Origin of the sequence: Arachnia propionica, from assembly GCF_003859805.1 — a bacterium.
In the GTDB taxonomy this organism is placed as follows: Bacteria; Actinomycetota; Actinomycetes; order Propionibacteriales; family Propionibacteriaceae; genus Arachnia; species Arachnia propionica_C.
In genome coordinates this window covers 101,159-116,865 of the sequence record NZ_RQZG01000007.1, presented here as the reverse complement: position 1 = coordinate 116,865, position 15,707 = coordinate 101,159, and the positions used below count along the sequence as shown (strand labels likewise).

General features: G+C 69.0%; 16 protein-coding genes. 9 read left to right on the top strand and 7 right to left on the bottom strand.

Annotation, left to right across the window (positions count from 1 at the left end; genetic code table 11):
• Nucleotides 1-4 precede the first annotated feature (4 nt).
• The 3 genes from EII34_RS07750 to EII34_RS07740 are packed head-to-tail and all read left to right on the top strand — an operon-like array spanning nucleotide 5 to nucleotide 4,102.
• Nucleotides 5-835: a PSP1 domain-containing protein gene (locus EII34_RS07750; protein WP_124844578.1), complete on the top strand. Its 831-nt coding sequence runs from the start codon at nucleotides 5-7 to the stop codon at nucleotides 833-835.
• Nucleotides 835-2,502, top strand: coding sequence for an alpha/beta hydrolase (locus tag EII34_RS07745; RefSeq protein ID WP_124844577.1), 1,668 nt, complete (start codon nucleotides 835-837; stop codon nucleotides 2,500-2,502). The genes EII34_RS07750 and EII34_RS07745 overlap by 1 nt, the downstream gene beginning before the upstream one ends.
• Nucleotides 2,503-2,506: 4 nt before the next feature.
• Nucleotides 2,507-4,102, top strand: a complete 1,596-nt coding sequence (locus tag EII34_RS07740) for an alpha/beta hydrolase (protein ID WP_124844576.1) — start codon at nucleotides 2,507-2,509, stop codon at nucleotides 4,100-4,102.
• Here EII34_RS07740 and EII34_RS07735 read toward each other — a convergent pair.
• Nucleotides 4,011-4,313 (bottom strand): hypothetical protein, encoded by a 303-nt coding sequence (locus tag EII34_RS07735; protein WP_124844575.1) that lies wholly within the window; start codon nucleotides 4,311-4,313, stop codon nucleotides 4,011-4,013. The genes EII34_RS07740 and EII34_RS07735 overlap by 92 nt on opposite strands.
• A 218-nt stretch (nucleotides 4,314-4,531) precedes the next feature.
• Between EII34_RS07735 and EII34_RS07730 the strand changes: the two genes are divergently transcribed.
• A complete protein-coding gene (locus tag EII34_RS07730; RefSeq protein WP_124844574.1) occupies nucleotides 4,532-5,332 on the top strand; it encodes an isoprenyl transferase in 801 nt (266 codons plus the stop codon).
• Between the two features lie 12 nt (nucleotides 5,333-5,344).
• On the opposite strand, the gene EII34_RS07725 is transcribed toward EII34_RS07730, so the two are convergent.
• From EII34_RS07725 to xseA, 3 genes are read right to left on the bottom strand one after another with little or no spacing between them, the layout of a single operon-like run.
• A complete protein-coding gene (locus EII34_RS07725) occupies nucleotides 5,345-5,524 on the bottom strand; it encodes a hypothetical protein (protein ID WP_124844573.1) in 180 nt (59 codons plus the stop codon).
• On the bottom strand, nucleotides 5,521-5,709 hold the full coding sequence (locus EII34_RS07720; protein WP_124844572.1) for an exodeoxyribonuclease VII small subunit: 189 nt from the start codon (nucleotides 5,707-5,709) through the stop codon (nucleotides 5,521-5,523). The genes EII34_RS07725 and EII34_RS07720 overlap by 4 nt, the downstream gene beginning before the upstream one ends.
• On the bottom strand, nucleotides 5,702-6,913 hold the full coding sequence (gene xseA / locus EII34_RS07715) for an exodeoxyribonuclease VII large subunit (RefSeq protein ID WP_124844571.1): 1,212 nt from the start codon (nucleotides 6,911-6,913) through the stop codon (nucleotides 5,702-5,704). Before xseA ends, EII34_RS07720 begins: the two co-directional genes overlap by 8 nt.
• 243 nt (nucleotides 6,914-7,156) lie before the next feature.
• On the opposite strand from xseA, the gene EII34_RS07710 reads away from it, so the two are divergent.
• From EII34_RS07710 to EII34_RS07700, 3 genes are all read left to right on the top strand, one after another.
• Nucleotides 7,157-7,528: a hypothetical protein gene (locus EII34_RS07710; RefSeq protein WP_124844570.1), complete on the top strand. Its 372-nt coding sequence runs from the start codon at nucleotides 7,157-7,159 to the stop codon at nucleotides 7,526-7,528.
• 184 nt (nucleotides 7,529-7,712) lie between these two features.
• Nucleotides 7,713-9,401 (top strand): outer membrane protein assembly factor BamB family protein, encoded by a 1,689-nt coding sequence (locus tag EII34_RS07705; RefSeq protein WP_185711228.1) that lies wholly within the window; start codon nucleotides 7,713-7,715, stop codon nucleotides 9,399-9,401.
• Nucleotides 9,402-9,462: 61 nt separating this feature from the next.
• A complete protein-coding gene (locus EII34_RS07700; RefSeq protein ID WP_124844568.1) occupies nucleotides 9,463-10,227 on the top strand; it encodes a YwiC-like family protein in 765 nt (254 codons plus the stop codon).
• On the opposite strand, the gene EII34_RS07695 is transcribed toward EII34_RS07700, so the two are convergent.
• Nucleotides 10,217-10,774 (bottom strand): TetR/AcrR family transcriptional regulator, encoded by a 558-nt coding sequence (locus EII34_RS07695; protein ID WP_185711227.1) that lies wholly within the window; start codon nucleotides 10,772-10,774, stop codon nucleotides 10,217-10,219. The genes EII34_RS07700 and EII34_RS07695 overlap by 11 nt on opposite strands.
• A 52-nt stretch (nucleotides 10,775-10,826) precedes the next feature.
• Between EII34_RS07695 and EII34_RS07690 the strand changes: the two genes are divergently transcribed.
• Together EII34_RS07690 and EII34_RS07685 are read left to right on the top strand one after the other, a co-directional pair.
• Nucleotides 10,827-11,816, top strand: coding sequence for an alpha/beta fold hydrolase (locus EII34_RS07690; protein WP_260425085.1), 990 nt, complete (start codon nucleotides 10,827-10,829; stop codon nucleotides 11,814-11,816).
• Nucleotides 11,817-11,857: 41 nt separating this feature from the next.
• Entirely contained in the window at nucleotides 11,858-12,820 is a 963-nt protein-coding gene (locus EII34_RS07685; RefSeq protein WP_124844564.1) for a 4-hydroxy-3-methylbut-2-enyl diphosphate reductase, read from the top strand.
• 407 nt (nucleotides 12,821-13,227) lie between these two features.
• On the opposite strand, the gene ilvA is transcribed toward EII34_RS07685, so the two are convergent.
• Both ilvA and EII34_RS07675 read right to left on the bottom strand, forming a co-directional pair.
• A complete protein-coding gene (gene ilvA, locus EII34_RS07680; RefSeq protein ID WP_185711226.1) occupies nucleotides 13,228-14,496 on the bottom strand; it encodes a threonine ammonia-lyase IlvA in 1,269 nt (422 codons plus the stop codon).
• Complete coding sequence (locus tag EII34_RS07675) at nucleotides 14,493-15,695, bottom strand: DNA recombination protein RmuC (RefSeq protein WP_185711225.1); 1,203 nt, start codon at nucleotides 15,693-15,695, stop codon at nucleotides 14,493-14,495. Before EII34_RS07675 ends, ilvA begins: the two co-directional genes overlap by 4 nt.
• Nucleotides 15,696-15,707 lie beyond the last annotated feature (12 nt).

The following is a 15,707-nucleotide window of genomic DNA, read 5'->3' as shown; positions in this document are numbered from 1 at the left end:
ACCCATGTCGAAAGTCATGGCGGTCACCTTCGAGGAGCACGGGCGGCTGCACTACCTCGACCCCGGCGGCGATGACTACGCCGTCGGGGACTGGGTGCTGTACCCCACCGATGACGGCCCGGAGGTGGCGCGTGTGGTGTGGGCCCCGGAGGTGGCGAGCACCGATGCGCCGTTGCCGCGCTGCGTGGGGCGGGCCGTCGAGGCCGACCTGCGTCGGGACGAGGCCCGGCGGGAGCGTCGGGCGGAGATCCAGCGGGTCGCCGTCGAACGGATCACCGCCCACGGGTTGCCGATGAAGGTGGTGGCCACGGACTGCGTGGATGCCGGTGGTGGGCACGACAAGGTGGCGGTGGTCTACTACACCGCTCCCGGCAGGGTGGACTTCCGGGCGCTGGTGGGTGACCTGGCCCGGGCCCTGGGTGCTCGTGTGGATCTCAGGCAGGTGGCCTCCCGGGACGTGGCACGGCTGACCGGTGGGGTGGGCATGTGCGGGCGGGAACTGTGCTGCACCCTGTTCCTCGACGAGGTGGAGCCGGTCTCGATGAGGTTGGCACGCAGTCAGCACATGGCGGCGAACCCGCTCCGGATCCAGGGGGCCTGCGGGAAGCTGATGTGCTGCCTGGCCTACGAGCATCCGCTCTACGTGGACTTCCTCAAGCGGGCCCCTGCCATCGGGGAGCGGGTGGCCGGTGGCACCGTCGTGGCGCATCATGTTCCCACCGACGAGGTCTCGGTGCGTGGCCCTGACGGGGTCGGACGGTGCCCACTGACCTCGGTGTGTTCTGGTTTCACGGCGCGGGCGGAGCGCGACCCGGCCCTCGGAAAGGATTGTTGATGCGCGACTGGGTCTCCTGGGTGCAGCGGCTGCTGATCCTCATCGCCATCGGGTTGGTGGTGTCCTTCTTCGTCGGGGGCATGGTGCTGCCACGGCAGCAACCCGAGTCGTCGCCGACACCGGGGGAGGCCGAACCGTCGGTCCAGACGCCCCCTGCCGTCGGCACCCAGCAGCCGGGCGTGCCGAGCGTGCCGGTGGCGGAGCACGAGACGTGGGACGACCCGTCGGGGTTGAACCCGGATCGGCAGGTCACCTACGAGGGTGCGGGTGCCCCGAGCGTGACCCTGCCCGCTGCACTCGGTGACACGTTGCAGCCGTACTGGGAGCAGACCCTGGAGTGGACCGACTGCCAGGGTGGTCAGTGTGCGGTGGTGAAGGTGCCGCTGGACTGGGAGAACCCGGGGAAGGCTGCGCTGGAGATCTCCCTGCTCAGGATCCCGGCCAAGGAGTCGTCGCGTGGTCCGCTGTTCGTCAACCCCGGTGGGCCGGGGTTCGGCGGCAAGGAGTTCGCCCAGACCCTGGGCTCGGAACTGCAGGGGTCGTGGGAGGGCTACGACATCGTCTCCTGGGATCCGCGCGGCACCGGGGACTCCACGCGGGTGCAGTGCGGGACCACCGAGCAGACCGATGCCGCCTTCACCGCCGACACCACACCAGACGACGAGGCCGAGCAGGTCGCGCTGCGTGAGGCGTGGTCCGGGTTCGCCCAGCAGTGCCGGGACGCCTCGGGGGAGCTGCTGGACCACCTGACCACCATCGAGAACGTCCGGGACCTGGACCTGGTGCGTTTCCTGCTGGGCGCGGAGAAGCTCAACTACGTCGGGGTCTCCTACGGCACCTACGTCGGTGCCGTCTACGCGGAGCTGTTCCCCGAGAACACGGGGCGCCTGGTGCTGGACTCGGCGGTGGACATCACCAACGACGAGGCCGTCGCGCAGTCGGAGGGGTTCGAGCTGGCGTTCCGCAACTACGCGGACTGGTGCGTGGCGCAGGGCAACTGTGCGCTGGGCGGCAGCACCGACGAGATCGTCGCCAGCACCTCGGAGTTCATCAAGGGACTGGACGCCACCCCGCTCACCGTCGGGAACCGCACGCTCACCCAGGCGATGGGGGCGACCGGCATCGCGCTGTTCCTGTACTCGGGCGCCGAGCAGTACCCGGTGCTGACGCAGGCCATCGTGAAGGCGAGGGCGGGGGACGGCGCGATGCTGCTGCAGGCCTCCGACCTGCTCAACGGGCGTGGCCAGCAGGGCTGGGAGACGGTGGCCTACGCGTTCCCCGCGACCCGGTGCGTCGACGATGCGGATCTCGGCATCACCGTGCTGCAGGAACAGTGGCAGGAGCTCCTGCCGAAGTCACCGTTGTTCGCGGCGAACATGGGTGTGGACTACACCTGTGAGCTGTGGACGGCGGACTCCGCCCCGCACCTGAAGCTGACGGGTACGGGGGCGGCCCCGATCCTCGTGGTGGGTTCCACCGGGGACTCCGCCACCCCGTACCAGCATGCGGTGACGATGGCGCAGCAGCTGGAGTCGGGGAACCTGCTGACCTATGACGGTCCCGGGCACGGGGCGGTCACGGCGGGCAACGCCTGCGTCGACGAGGCCGTCGCGGCCTACCTCCTCGAGGGTACGATCCCGGCGGAGGGCACCACGTGCAAGGCGTGAGGTGGTGAGGGGCCGAGGGATGCTGGTGGCCGTCGTCGTCGCGGTGACGATGGCGGCCTGCACCGCTGCCCCGACACCGGATGAGCCCGTGACGCCGTCGCCATCACCGTCACCGGTGATGCCGGCGAAGCCGGGGGTGCCGACCCGGCCCGTGGCGGAGCACCTGGCACCCGTGCTGCCGGGGGTGGACAGCCCGGATCGTCCGGTGGTGCGCGGTGATGACGTCTCCGGGCTGCCCGTGGCGCCTGGGGAGGACCTGGCGGCGTACTGGGACCAGGAGCTGGTCTGGCGGGACTGTGCGCCTGCCCAGTGTGCGACGGTGCTGGTGCCGTTGGACTGGGAGAACCCGGGGCTGGCGGCGCTGGAGATCTCGGTGACCCGGTTGCGGTCCAGGACCGGGATCCTCGGTCCGTTGTTCTTCAATCCCGGGGGTCCCGGCGGCGCGGCGGGCCCGGTGATCCGCGGCATGGAGCCGGATCTGCTGCCGGGGTTCGACCTGGTGGGGTGGGATCCGCGCGGGGTGGGGGAGTCGACGGCGGTCAGGTGCGCGCCCGAGGCACTGACCGCGGCCTACGAGGCGGACGGGAGCCCGGATGACGAGGCCGAGCGGGTGATGCTGCGTCAGGCCTGGCAGAGCCTGGCGGAGTCCTGCCGGGAACTGTCCGGGGTGCTGCTGGAGCACGTCTCCACCGTCGAGGTGGCCCGTGACCTGGATCTGTTGCGTCACCTGTTCAAGGTGCCACGCACCTCCTATCTCGGGATCTCCTACGGAAGTCTGCTGGGGGCGACCTACGCGGAGCTGTTCCCGGAGCGGGTGGGGCGGATGGTGCTCGACGGTGCGGTCGAGGTGACGGGTGAGCGGCCGTTGGTCAGCCTGGCAGGGCTGGAGCGGGCGCTCGGGCACTTCGCGAACTGGTGCGGGACCGAGTCGTCGTGTCCTCTGGGTGACAGTGGGGCCGAGGTGGTGGAGCGGATCTCCGGGTTGTTGCAGCGCCTCGACCGGGCACCGTTGTCCGTCGGGTCACGCACGCTCACGCAGGGCCTGGCGGCGCGGGGAGTGGCGGGGAGTCTGTACTGGGGTGAGCACCACTACCCGGGGTTGGCGACGGACATCATGCAGGCCATCGATGGGGACGGTGCCGGGCTGCTGTTCGCCTCGGACCTCAACACGGACTACGACGACGGGTGGCTGCAGGCGGCCTCGGCCCTGCCGGCGGTGGTGTGTGCGGATCGGCCGGATCGGGGGTTCCTGGCCGCCCTGGAGGAGTTGGTGGGGGTGCGTGCGGAGGCCCCGGTGTTCGCGGCCTCGTTGGGTACCCAGCCGATGTGCGAGTTCTGGACCGCGTGGGTGCAGCCACCGTTGCAGCTGCGGGGTGAGGGGGCACCTCCGATCCTCGTCATCGGTCGTACGGGTGATCCGGTGACGCCGCTGGAGAACTCGGCCCGGTTGAGTGAGCGGCTGGAGTCGGCACAGCTGCTGACCGTCGACGGCATCGGGCACGTCTCCCTCAATCGTCGCGATCCGTGCGTCGAGCGGGCGGTGGCACGATATCTGACGCTGGGGATTCTTCCGGGGCCGGGTGAGTCCTGCCCCGGGTGAGCTCTCGGCGCATCCTGCGTCCTTCCTCCGCGCCGAAGGCGACCGCCAGCGACAACAGCGTCATGTGGATCCAGTCGAACGCGTCGATCCTCAGCTGCAGCATCAGGACGACGGCAAACCAGAGGGTCACCGTGGCGGCGGCCGTGACGATGATCCGCCTGCCGCGCGGCAGTGCGTCGATCCAGATCCAGATGTCCTTCCATGGGTTCATGCTGTGCTCCCGCTTTGGTCCTGGGGTAAGGCTAAGGCGGGTTCGGGTCCTCCCGCTGTCCTCGCGAGTCCGCACGTCCTTCTCCCGGGCACGAATCGCCGTTCTGCTTGTCTGGCAGCGTTGACATCGCGGTCCCGAGCAAGCAACCCGCCAGTTCGTGACGGACCCGGAACCCCGCACGGTCCTCAAAGGGCGTTCGCGCCCGATACCCTTGGACCATGTCTGCCCTATCGCGGCTCCTGGATCGCATCTGGCCCCCGGCGTGGCTCTACTCCACGTATGAGTCCGGGGTCCTGAAGCGGCTCGACCCGCGGAGCCTGCCCCAGCACGTCGCCGTGCTGGCGGATGGGAACCGACGCTGGGCGCGGTTGAACGCTCCCGGGCAGCCGCTCGTCGCCGGCTATCGGGCCGGGGCGGCGAAGCTGCAGCAGTTCTGCGACTGGTGTGACGACGCCGGTATCCCCGTCATCACGTTGTGGGTGCTGAGCACCGACAACCTGACCCGTTCCGCCTCCGATGAGCTGGAGCCGTTGCTCGACGTCATCGACGAGTTGGTGGCGGCACTGGCCGCGACGAACCGGTGGCGGGTGCAGGCGGTCGGGGCCCTGGACCTGTTGCCGACGCAGCGGGCCGAGAGCCTCCGGGCCTCGGCGGAGCGCACCCGGGACGTGACGGGCATGCACATCAACGTCGCGGTCTCCTACGGGGGCAGGCACGAACTGCGGGACGCCTTCCGGTCGCTGCTGGCGGAGCGTGCCGCGCAGGGACGGAGTCTGGAGGAGGTCGCGGGCAGCCTGGAGATCGACGAGATCTCCGAGCATCTCTACACCGCGGGCCAGCCGGACCCGGACCTCATCATCCGCACCTCCGGGGAGCAGCGGCTGTCCGGTTTCCTGCTGTGGCAGTCCGCGCACAGCGAGTACTACTTCTGCGAGGCCCTGTGGCCGGACTTCCGGAAGGTCGACTTCGTGCGGGCGCTGCGCAGCTACGCCCAGCGGGAGCGCCGCTTCGGGAAGTGAGAGGACAAGCCCTCAGTCCTGCTCGTCCCGCTTGGTGCAGGCATCCGCGATCAGGTAGGCCACGACACAACCGAGCACCCAGCGCATTGCCTCGATCGATGGGCGGAAGACCGCGTCGATGACAACGAAGCCGATGAGGATGCACAGCATCAGCAACAGGACACGCACGTGGCGTGGTCGTTTCGGTTTCATGACTCCTCCTTCTCGGCGACGGCGGCCCGGGCGGCATCCAGGTGGGCCTGGCAGATGGCGGCCAGCTCCTCGCCCCGCTTCCACAGTGCCATCGTCTCGGCCAGGCTGATCCCGCCGGATTCGAGGGTGGCGACGGTGGTGGCCAGTTCGTCGCGGGCGGTCTCGTAGCTCGGGGTATCACTCATCGGTGCTCCTTGTCGCGGTGACCTTCAGGTCCAGTTCGCCGTCGGCGAGATGAGCGGTGATCGTCTCACCCACCCGGGCGGTGGCGGCGGTGACGGGGGTGGTGCCGGCGGTCAGCAGGGAGTAGCCGCGTTGCAGCGTCGCCTGCGGGGACAGCGCCCGCACCACCTGCAGGTGGGCGTCCAGTTGGCTCTGCTCAGCGGCCAGACGGCGCTCGACGGCGGCACGCAGCTGAAGTCGGAGCAGCGCCAGGCGGTCGGTGTGTCCGCTCAGGGCCGCCAGCGGGGAGGCCAGCACGGGTCGGGCACGCAGCCCGGCCAGCTCCTGTTCGCAGCGCTGCAGGAAGGTCTCGACGGCACCCTGCAGCCGCTGCCGGGCCTGGGTGAGGAACTGTTCCTCGGCGTCGAGCTCCGGCACGATCCTGGCTGCGGCATCGGTGGGGGTGGAGGCACGCAGATCGGCGGCGAAGTCGATCAAGGGGGCGTCGGATTCGTGTCCGATCGCGGAGACGACCGGGGTGCGGCAGGCGGCGACGGCCCGGACCAGGCCCTCGTCGGAGAACGGCAGCAGGTCCTCCAGGGAGCCGCCGCCGCGGGCGATGACGATGACATCCACCTCGGGGTGCTCGTCGAGGTGCCGCAGGGAGGTGATGATCTGGGTGGCGGCCTGCGGGCCCTGGACGAGGGTGTGCTCGATCTCGAAGACGGCGGGCCAGCGACGGCGGGTGTTGCGCAGCACGTCGCGTTCGGCGTCGGAGCCCTTGCCGGTGATGAGCCCGATGCGGCGGGGCAGGAAGGGCACGGGGCGTTTGCGGTGCGGGTCGAACAGGCCCTCGGCCTGGAGTGCGCGGCGACGGTGGTCGAGCTCTGCCAGGAGACGGCCCGTGCCTGCGACCTGCAGCTCCAGGCACTCGAAGTTGAGGGAACCGCTGCGCTCCCACACCCTGGGCCTCAACCGGGCGATCACCTCGGAGCCCTCGGGGATCGGACCGGCGGCGTCCAGCACGAACGCCGTCGTGGTGACGGAGCAGGAGATGTCGACGGTGCGGTCACGCAGGGTGAGGAACTGGGTGGCGTAGCTGCGGCGTTTGATCTCGATGACCTGGGCGCTGACCCAGATCTCACCGAGCCGACCGACCCAGTCGGCGACGGCCCCCACGACCCGGGACAGGGCCTGGGGACTCTCGGGGGAACTGGACATCGCCATGACCTGAGCCTATCCCGAGGACCCGACGATCAGGGGGCACGAACCGTCGGTTCCCCGGCGTTCCGACGCCACCACCTGTTTCTGAGGTTCTGAAACCGCCCACCGTCCCATCCGAGCACGAATCGCCGTTCTGCTTGTTTGGCAGCGTTGACATCGACGTCTCGTGCAGGCAGACCGGCGGTTCCTGCACGGGTTGGAAGGGGCCCGAGGCGGCTCTTGGGACCCCGGATCTAGACTTGACCCATGACGGAGCCACTGGACAAGTCCGAGTTCGAAGCCGTGCTGAAGGCCCGCCAGGATCTGGGCCCTGAGATGGAGCCGGCACTGGTGGACTCGTTCGCCGAGAAGGTGCTGGCGGAGGTCCGCAGGCAGCAGGGCCAGACCACCGGGCCGCTGACCCGCGCCCACGAGCAGCAGTTCGGTGTGGTTCCCGGACGTCAGCGAAAGGCCGAGAAGACGCAGAGCACGATACTGGCGGTCATCTCCTTGGCCCTGGCGATCCCGCTGACCGCCATCGCCTTCTCGACGGGCGGTTTCTTCGCGGGCGCGCTGGCGTGGGTCGGGATCGTGATGGTGAACTTCGCCGCGGCCCTGAACAACCGTCGCGGCGACTGACCGCCCCCGCGCCCTGTCCCCGTCGGCCCGCTCGCTCATCGAACCGCCCGCCGGTCCGCGCCGTCCCCTCGAGCACGAATCGCCGTTCTGCTTTGTTGGCAGCGTTGACATCGCGACCTCGCGCAAGCAACCCGCCAGTTGGTGCACGCTCGGGGTGCCCCTTGTGTGAAGCAGAATGGGCCGCATGGAGACGAAGCAGACAGTGAGGGACGGGGCCAGCGCGGTGTGGCGGTGGGTGCGGTCGTGTCTGGTGGGTGTGTGCCTGGGATTGGGGGCTGCTGGTCTGTGGTTCCTGCTTGCAGCTGCATTCCCTGAGGTGTCTGGGCCGAGTCAGTTGTCGGCGTTGTTGTGGGCGTTGTTCGGGTCCGGGGTCGCGGTGTTGGTGGTGGCGCTGGTGTTCCTGCGTTCTCGTGTGATGCGGGTGGCCTGTGTGGTGGGGCTGGGGCTGATGATCGCGGCGACGGTGCAGGCGTGGCGCATCGTCACCACAGCGTTGACCTGGGCGGGGCCTGATCCGGCGGCTGCGATGGGGTTCAGCTGTTTGGTGGGGGCTGGAGTTGTTCTGCTGTTCGTGATGATTCCGGTGGCGGAGAAGGAGCGGCTGCGGGGGCGTGTGGTGGTGTTGCCCGTGGCGGCTGGCGTGATGCTGGCGGTGGCGGGTGCTGGGTTCGGGGTGCAGAAGGTCACGGCTGATCTGTCGCCGGTGCTCTCCATCACGGCTGAGGCTTCTGCAGAGGTGCCGAGGATGCCGGGGCGGCTTCCGAACGACACGGTGAAGGGGGAGTTGGTGGCGACCTTCACCTCCTTGGAGCTGATGGATGGGACGCAGGTTGTTCCGGGGGCTCGGGGTCCGATCCTGAGTGACGATGACACCGTCGTCGGGGTTGACGGTGAGACGGGGGAGCAACTGTGGCAGTACCAGCTCCAGCGCCGGAAGGCCTATTTTCCGTTGGCTGGGTACCTCCTCGCAGAGGGGTGGGATGATCGGCTGGTGCTGTCCCCTGACGGTACCACCGTGGTCTTCGCCACCTGTGGTGGGAAACAGGGGGTGCTCACGGTGCTGGATGGGCTCACCGGTCAGGTGCGTTTCGTTCTTCCTTTTTCCTGTGACAAGGAGAGGGTGTCGGTGACCGATCATGTTGTGGTGGTGGATCGGATCGCCTACGACATCCACACCGGGGAGCAGAAGTGGGAGGCCAAGAGGTCTCAGGAATTCCTGCCCGGGACCAACAGCTCGTCCCGGCTGGTGGTGCTGCCTGACATCTCGGCGGCTGACGATCCAGTGCCGGGGTGTGGGGACTGCATTGTGAGGCCGATGGATGTGGTCTCGGATCAGGAGCCGACAAAGGTCGTCGCCCAGCTGGACCGAGGAGTCAAGAACCCGCCGGAGCAGCAAGTGAAGCTGTATCGGGGATGGACCCTGGTCCACGACCCCTCGGATGGGACGAACCGATGGACCAACATCGAGACCCAGGAGACGCTGCAGGCCCCTGCTGGCGATCCGGAGATCGGGGGCTCGTTCACCGGATTCCCGACGGTTTACGTCTCCTCCGAGTCAGGGCAGATGCTGGATTCGTGGAGCGGACAGGCGTGGGAACCCCCCGAGGCGAGCAAGGGTGTGGGCAATGATCCACTGGCCGAGAATGCATGGGTTCCGGGTCTGTTCGGCACTGAGGAGCTGACCCTTACCAGAAGCGATGGCGAACCCTTGGCTCCCCCGATTCCGCTCCCCACCCCGGAGGGGGAGTCCTACAGCTCCGGGTCCTGGAGCATCATGGACACCATCCGCACCCGGGACGGCGGAGCCACGCTGCTGAAGTGGGCGGACAACTCCAAGGGGGGATGGCGCATCCTGCTGGCCATCCACCGGTGACGTTTTCGCGACGACCTGCCCCGCAACCCCCCGCTCACCGCAGGGTCCCTAGTATCGGGGCATGGTGCGAGCACAGGGCCGGGGGCGCTCCCAGGGGTGGGTCCCGAATCACCACGGGGCGTGGGCGATGGTCCTCCTGCCCTACGTTTTGGCGCTGATCTGGGCCGGTGGTTCGAGTGAGTTCCACCCCGCCGTCGCGGTGCTGGGGCCGACCTGGCTGCTCGGCTACTTCGCCTTCTTCGCAGCCGGGCTGTGGCTGAAGTCGCGCTTCAAGCCGCGCTACCGCAACGCCGTCGCCACCTACGGCGGCATCACCGCAGCACTGGGGATCGTGCTGCTGGCGCTGCAGCCCCAGTGGTGGGTCTGGGGGCTGGTCTTCGGCCCGCTCACGGCAGCGGGACTGTGGTTCTCGTGGCGACGCGACGAACGTTCGCTGCTGTCCGATCTGGTCACCGTCGCCGCGGCCTGTCTGCTGCCGCTGGTGGTGAGTCCGACGCTGTACGGGGTGGCGCTGGTGTGCTTCGGCTACTTCTTCGGCACCGTGTTCTACGTCAAGACCAACATCCGGGAGCGGGGGCGCGTCGACTTCATCGTCTACTCCGTGGCCTGGCACCTGGCGTTCACGGTGCTGTTCGCCGTCTGGGACGTCGGACTGGGACGCTGGTGGCTGGTCGCCTTCTTCGCGGCGACGACGCTCAGGGCCTGGCTCGTGCCCTGGCTCGGGGCGATGCGTGGCCGACCGGTGACGGCCAAGGCCCTGGGGAGGTGGGAGATCGTCACGACACTCATTCTGGCGGCCATCCTGGTCCCGGCAGTCATCGGGTGAGTGCGGCCAGGGCCTCATCCAGGGCCGAGATGGCCGCGTCGGGGCTGAGGCTGCCCGAGGTGACGCGGAGGGCCAAACCCTCGGTAAGGGCCTGGAGGTGCAGGGCCGTCTGCTCGGGGTGAGGTGCCCCGAGGTCGCGCAGAAGGTCGGCGATCGTCGCCACCCCTGCCTCGTGGCCGTGGCGGACAAGCTCAGCGATCCCCGGGTCGCTGGCTCCCTGGGCGACGAAGCTCAGCCACACGGTGACCCCTGTGGCGAACTGTGGGGTGGTGGGGATCTGGGCGTGGAGGCAGCGGCTGAGTCGTGCGGCGACGGTGCCCCGGGTGTCGTCGGCGACGGTGGCGGCGAGGTCGAGAATCCGACGGCAGCTGTCGTGCAGCATCTCCTCGCGGCTGGGGTAGTAGTGCTGGATCCGTCCCACGGAGACTCCGGCGGCACGGGCCACCGCGCGCAGCGTGACGGCCTCGATGCCGTTGCGGGCGATGACTGCCCAGACGGCCCGGCAGATCTCGTCGCGACGGGCGTCAGTGTCGACGATTCTCGGCATGGGTGCCTCCAATGCACTTGCACTGCAACGGTTACAGTGCAATTGTATTGTCATGGCTGTGGAGCGAGAAACCAAGTCGCGGCGTCGCCGCCGTTGGATGGTCACGGTTCTGGTGCTGTCCGTGCTGTTGAACGTGGTGCTGCTGTGGCCGCGCGGACCGCAGATCGGACGGTGGCGCAGCCGTTCCAGCCGCGACGCCTACGTCGCCGCCTACGAGAAACTGATGGCTGAACTGCCCCCGGTGGACCGGACCTGGGATGTGCCGACCGACTGGGGAATGGTCCACATCGTCCGCTTCCCCGGGCCCCGAACCGGCGACCCCACTCCCATCCTGCTGCTCCCGGGCTGGGGCTCCGGTATCCCCATGTGGCGGGAACTGCTGCCCGTCCTCGCCGCCGATCGCCCCGTCTACGCCCTCGACGCCCTGGGCGATGCGGGGCTGAGTCATCAGAGCGTTCCCATCGTCTCGAGCCAGGACCAGGCCCGGTGGATCAGCCAGACCCTCGACGGGATCGGTGTGTCCCGGGCCCACGTCGTCGGGCACTCGTTCGGTGGCTGGCTGGCTGCCAACCTCGGGTATCACGAGCCGGGGCGGGTGGCGTCGGTGACCCTTCTCGACCCGGCGCAGGTGCTCTCGGGGTTGCGCCCGGAGGTCCTGTTCGAGGCCCTGCCCGCCGCGCTGCCCTTCCTGCCACAGTCCTGGCGGGACGCGGCCCTAGAACGGATCGGCGGAGGGCCCATCGACCCCGATGACACGATGGTTCAACTCATCGACGCCGGGACCAAGGGGTACTCCTCCGCACGGTCCCTGCCCGAGCTGTTCAGCGACGAACAGCTCCGTGGCTACCCGGTGCCCCTCCACGTGTCGCTGGCCGGGGACAGCGCCGTGCTGACCGACCCGGTGGTCGCAGCGGCCCGTGCGGACCTGCTTCCCGTGGGTGAGGCGACGGTGTGGCCGGGCGCATCGCATTCGCTGCCCATGGAGCAGCCCGACGAGGTCGGGGCCGCCGCGCTGGACTTCATGCGCCGTCACGACGGCTGAGCGACGCGGTCAGGTTCGTCACCTCTCGTACACTGTCACGCATGAGCAACACCAAGCGGGTCATCGTCGCGGCCCCCCGGGGCTACTGCGCGGGGGTCGACCGCGCCGTCGTCACCGTCGAGAAGGCGCTGGAGACCTACGGCCCGCCCGTGTACGTGCGCAAGCAGATCGTGCACAACAAGCACGTGGTCTCGACGCTGGAGCAGCGCGGGGCGATCTTCGTCGACGAGCTCGACGAGGTGCCCACCGATGCCCTGGTGGTCTTCTCCGCCCACGGGGTCTCTCCGGCGGTGCACGAGGAGGCCGCCCGGCGGGAGCTGCGCACCATCGATGCCACCTGCCCGCTGGTGACCAAGGTGCACCGGGAGGCCAAGCGGTTCGCCAGCCAGGACACCGACATCCTGCTCATCGGTCACGCGGGACACGAGGAGGTCGAGGGCACGATGGGGGAGGCCCCGGAGCGGACCACCCTGGTGGAGCATCCCGACGACGTGGACCACCTCGACATGCCCACCGACAAGCCCCTGGTGTGGCTGTCGCAGACCACGCTGAGCGTCGACGAGACCATGGAGACCGTCTCCCGGCTGCGGACCCGGTTCCCGTTGTTGCAGGACCCGCCGTCGGACGACATCTGCTACGCCACCCAGAACCGGCAGCTGGCGGTCAAGCAGATCGCGCCGAAGGTGGATCTCATGATCGTGGTGGGTTCGCGCAACTCGTCGAACTCGGTGCGGCTCGTGGAGGTCGCGCTCGAGGCCGGGGCGAAGCGCTCCGAGCGCATCGACTACGCCTCAGAGATCCGGCCCGAGTGGCTCGACGGGGTGGAGACCGTCGGTGTCACCTCCGGTGCCTCGGTGCCCGATGAACTGGTCCAGGGGGTGCTCGACCACCTGGAGGAACGGGGCTTCCCGAAGGCGGAGGAGGAGCGCCTGACGGAGGAGAACCTCACCTTCGCGCTGCCACCCGAACTGCGCCGCGCCATCAAGAAGCACGACCTGACGTAGCTTGCGGAGGCCCGTGCCGAGACACCGTGGGATTCCCCCTCAAGTCGAGGTCCTGCAGCGTGGGCAGAGGTCTGGTCTCGGATGGCTCGCTGGTGCTCACGCTCTGGTTCGGCCAACGGAGAAGAAGCGGAGGCGTGTTCTGGCAGGCGGTAACAGCGGATCTGGGTAGGTTGCTCCGCTGTTGCTGGAACGGGCCTCGTGGGTCAGGGTGGCTGACGCCAGGACGAGACAGGCGAAACTGCCAGGGTCGCGAACCGCCGTCCTGCTTCCATGGCAGCGTTGTCATCGGCGGGCTCAGGGAAGCAGAGCGGCGGTTCGTGTACGCCATGATCGGTCCTTCCCAAGGGCGACGTGCGGGTGCTCGACCTCGTGGCGCAGGGCGGGGCGCGCCGCGGCTCGTGATCCTGTCAGACCAGGAAGCGGAAGTACGGGCTGGTGGAGTCGACCTCGGAGACCTGCATGCCGCACTCGGCGATGCGATCCATGAGGAAGCGGTAGTCGCCCGGGTTGCTCAGCTCCACCCCCACCAGGGCCGGGCCCACCTCACGGCTGGAGCGTTTCACGTACTCGAAGTAGGTGATGTCGTCCTCGGGGCCGAGCACGTCGTCGAGGAACCGACGCAGTGCCCCCGGCTCCTGCGGGAACTCCACCAGGAAGTAGTGCTTGCGGCCCTCGTGCACCAGGGAACGCTCCACCACCTCCGCGTAGCGGGAGACGTCGTTGTTGCCACCGGAGACGATGCTGAGCACCTTCGAGCCGTGGGGGAGGTGGATCCTCGGACCGACCCCGCCGGTCGGCAGGCAGGAGGCCGCCAGGGCCCCGGCGGGTTCGGCGATGATGCCGTCACTCTGGTACATCGCCAGCATCTCGGAGCACACCTGGCCCTCCGGTACCCGGGTCAGTTCGACATCCGCCTGACGGATGATCTCGAAGGTGAAGTCGCCCACCCGGCTGACCGCGGCACCGTCGACGAAGGTGTCGATGGTGGTCAGGGCGAACGGGCGCCCCGCCGAGATCGCAGCTGCCACGCAGGGGGCGCCGTCGGGCTCCACCCCGACGATCCGCACCTCCGGATGGTGGGTCCTGAGCCAGGATGCGGCTCCGGCCAGGAGACCACCGCCACCCACCGGCAGGACCACCACATCCGGGACGAACCCCAGCTGCTCGATGGCCTCGGCGATGGCCGTGGCCTGACCGGCGGCCGTCCGGGGGTCGTTGAAGGCCGGCACGACGGTGCTGCCGCGCTCGGCAGCCAGCCGAGCCGCCGCCTCCGAGGCCTGATCGTAGGTGGAACCCTCCAGCAGCAGCTCCGCATGGCCCCGGCCCAGTGCCTGGATGCGCTGCCGCTTCTGCCGAGGTGTCGTGGTCGGCACCACGACGGTGGCCGTCATCCCCAGAGCTGCCGCGGCGAACGCCACCCCTTGCCCGTGGTTGCCCGCCGAGGCGCACACCACCCCGGCCGCGTGAGCCTCGTCGCTCAGCTGCGCCATGAGGTTGTAGGCCCCGCGCAGCTTGTAGGAACGCACCGGCTGCAGGTCCTCCCGCTTGACCCAGATCTCGGAGCCGGTGGCCTCCGTCAGGCGCAGGTTGATCTCCACGGGGGTCTGGCGTGCGACCCCGGTCAGCCTCAGACGGGCGTCGGGGACCAGGGCGGCGAGTTCGGGCAGTGTGGTCACGGTGTCCCATTGTGCTCGGTTGCCGCCTCACCCACCAGCTCGGCGGCGACCGGTTGCCTCACCCCCTCCTCCACGGCGCGGGGCTGTGGCAACTCATCGGTGGCCACCTGCAGTGCCTCGAGACGACGAGCCGTCACCAGCACCCGTGACTCCAGGGCACCCACGGCTGCGTTGTAACTGCGTACCGCCGTGCCGAGAGAACTGCCGAGCTTGTCGAAGTGGGCTCCCAGAGTCGACAGCCGGGAGTGCAACTCCCGTCCCAGCGCACTGACCTGGGCCGCGGACTCCGCCAGACGTGACTGCCGCCAGCCGTGGGAGATGGTCCGCAGCAACGGGATGAGCAGCCCCGGCCCGGCCAGCGTGATCCGACGTGCAGCCGCGTACTCGTGGAGCCCGGGTTCCTGATCGAGGGCCAGCCGGTAGAACTCGTCGCTGCCGAGGAACAGCACGACGAATTCCGGGCTACCGGCATCCAGGGCCCAGTACTCCTTGCCTGAGAGCTGATCGATGTGGGTGCGGATGTGGCGTGAGAAACGACGCAGCTGGGCGCTGCGCTCCTCCTCCGTCTCGGCCTGACAGGCCTCGATGATCGCAGCCAACGGCACCTTGGAGTCGACGAAGACCGCGCGCCCGTCGGCGAGATCCACCCGCATGTCCGGGCGCAACCGATGGCCGTCCTCGGTGGTGTAGCTGGTCTGGGTCTCGAAGTGGCAGTGCTCCACCAGACCGGAGATCTCCACGATCCGTTTGAGTGAGGTCTCGCCCCAGGTGCCCCGCACCTGAGGATTCCGCAGCGCCGTCGCCAACGACTGCGCCTCCTTGCGCACCGCCTCGGAGGACTGCCGCACCCCCTCCACCTGGGTCCGCAGTTCGGCCGACAGGCTGGCGCGCTGCTGCTCCACCTCCATCAGTCGGTGTTGCAGCAACCGGAGGGCCTCGTTCACCGGGGCCAGCCGCTGGTCGGTGGCCTCGTCGGACAGCCGGGTCTGCTTCTCCAATGCATCCGCCGACATCGAACGGAACTCCAGCGCCATCCGGGAGCGGTCCTCCGCGATGTCGACGGCGCGCTGCAGGGCCGCGTCGCGTTCCGCCTCCGCCCTGACCGCGCGGGAGTGGAGGCCGGAGCGGGCAGCGAGGTATCCCAGCGCCGCCCCCACCAGGAGGGCTGCCAGGGCCAGGATCAGGGAAGTGATGCTCATGGTCCAAGGGTT